The organism is Listeria rocourtiae FSL F6-920 (assembly GCF_000525975.1).
Classification (GTDB): Bacteria; Bacillota; Bacilli; order Lactobacillales; family Listeriaceae; genus Listeria_A; species Listeria_A rocourtiae.
This window is the reverse complement of record NZ_AODK01000085.1, coordinates 1-2,148: the sequence shown is the minus strand read 5'-3', so window position 1 is coordinate 2,148 and position 2,148 is coordinate 1. Positions and strand designations below refer to the sequence as shown.

General features: G+C 39.3%; 3 protein-coding genes. All 3 read right to left on the bottom strand.

What is annotated here, in order from left to right; all coding sequences use genetic code 11:
• A partial coding sequence (locus PROCOU_RS15810) for a hypothetical protein (RefSeq protein ID WP_051994472.1) occupies nt 1–489 on the bottom strand: 489 nt, incomplete at its 3' end.
• 105 nt (nt 490–594) lie between these two features.
• Nucleotides 595–993 (bottom strand): YxiG family protein, encoded by a 399-nt coding sequence (locus PROCOU_RS15805; RefSeq protein ID WP_036074355.1) that lies wholly within the window; start codon nt 991–993, stop codon nt 595–597.
• 3 nt (nt 994–996) lie between these two features.
• Nucleotides 997–2,148, bottom strand: a 1,152-nt coding sequence (locus PROCOU_RS16905) for an RHS repeat-associated core domain-containing protein (protein ID WP_036074354.1), incomplete at its 5' end; no start/stop codon positions are given.

Below are 2,148 nucleotides of genomic sequence, written 5' to 3'. Positions count from 1 at the left end.
AATTTTTTTCTCTATCTCGTTTTCCCTCGTCCCATCCCAGCGTAGCGCTGTAATGTCTTCTTTTTTCAACCATGTATAGCCATCATAACGTCCTTCTTCTGTCACGTTGCGAAGGCATATCCCCTCTTCCAATTCCTCTTGAAACACACCCATCACAATACTTTCTCCACCTAGCACCTCTACAAAACAAACGCGTTTTGTCTGCTCCAAATAATTAGAAGCAATAGCCATCAGGGAATGCTTTCTTTTAGGCACCGTTTCTAAAAAAGCTTCTTTACGCTGGGATCCTTTGTCATTCTGCATTAATGTAACCGCTCGTAAGTAATCATTCTCTGCTTCAATTTGGCTAATCAATGCTAACGGCGTAACCACTAGCCCTTCTGAATAACCATCTGCGCGCTCGGAACGAAAGAGCACATCATAATCCGTGACGGCTTCGATATAGCCTAGCTCAAATACATTCATATCTTGAGCTGCATAGATAGCCACTAGATTTCCTTGTTGTTGATATTTTGTTAAAACTTCGTATAAAAAATTTATTACTCATTTTTAGTTATCACTTCTTTCTGATTTGAATTTAATGTCTACGAATATTTAAATTAAACTCTCAAATTTACAGCTATTAATTTCAATTTCATCAGCCTCAATAAGCAACAAGCCTTCCGTGAATTCCAATGTAAAATTAAACTTAGAGTCAAATCCAATATAAAAACTGTCTCTGGATTTTATTAACAGACTCTGCTTTTCTAAATTACTATAACTTATTGACAACAGCTCCCTCTTTTCACCATATTCATAATCACTTGTAGCATAACGACTATCCTCATATCCATTTACAAAATAAAACGTACTAACTTTCCTAAAAATAACATCCACTTTCTCACTATTATCAGGGTAGACAAGTTTCAGTTGGATTGTGTTTAATTGTATATCAATACTATGACTCTCAATTAGAGCCTCTTCTATATCACTCAATACTTTAAATAGTTCCATTTCCTATCTCCACCTTTTAATTATCTTAGAGATGTTTCTATGAGACCCTCTTTTTAAATTAATATGTGTCACATCTCTATTGTTACTATAGTTACCATATCTATCTACACTCCCTTTATCTTGATGGGATATCCGGTAATAAGGCTTCTTCCTCCTACCTGAACCTCCATTCATAAATCGTGTAGTAACAGTTTTATTATTACTGACCTTAGTGTGTAACCTCCACCCTTTCCCAGACTTAGCTCTGGAAAGCGATCCCCCAACTGATTTTTGAACTTTTTTCGCACTTCTATATGATTGTTTATATCTCCCTGACCTAAACTTCGCTGCCACTTTTAGTGCTTTTCTACCAAGTTTAAATTTCCCACCACCAAGAGCACCTTTAGCAGCTGCAATACCAGCCTTTTTCCAACTTTTCGTCTTCTTATAAGATTTATAACCATCATAAATTGCAAACCCTGCATTAACCACAAACCACACCCAATGACCATCTGGATCGATATGCATCACGGGATTGTTGTTGGCGTAGTTGTAGCTATTCATCGTCAATGGGTCATCTTCATCCCCTGGATCTGGATCCACACTAATAAAAATACCTTGTTCTGGTTCATAATAGCGCGCCATCAAATAGTACATACCGATTTCTTTATCATACGTATAGCCAGCATAGCCAAACGGGTTTTGCTTCGCTTCATTGGTTGTTTCGGTAGCTTGTAGGACGTTCCCCCATGCGTCATAACTATATTCTGCTACCATGTCTCCAGCCTCATTCGTTAGGGCAACCACGTCACCATGCGCATTGTAATGGTAGAAGACGGTTTTGGCACCCACTTTCATCGCCATACGCACGTTGCTATCGGAATAGACATATTGGCGTTGCACCGTGCCTGCACCATCTGTTTCATACAAGACATCGATACTATCGCCATCGTAGTAATACTTCGTCGTTTGGCCATGCACTGTTTTTTCCACACGACGATTATCATCGTCGTATTGATACGTGGCGAATGGGATTGTTTCCCCTTTTTTCGTGATGGCTGTTAACTGATCTGCCGTATCCCAGGTGTACGTGTATGTCCCATCGCTGAGACGATTCCCATTCGTGTCATACGTTAGTTTGTCGCCATTCCAAGCCGTGAGCTGGTTACCATCATT

What these genes read in the sequence shown, in the direction of transcription:
- PROCOU_RS15805 (WP_036074355.1), bottom strand. Translation starts at nt 993, where the DNA reads ATGGAACTATTTAAAGTATTGAGTGATATAGAAGAGGCTCTAATTGAG.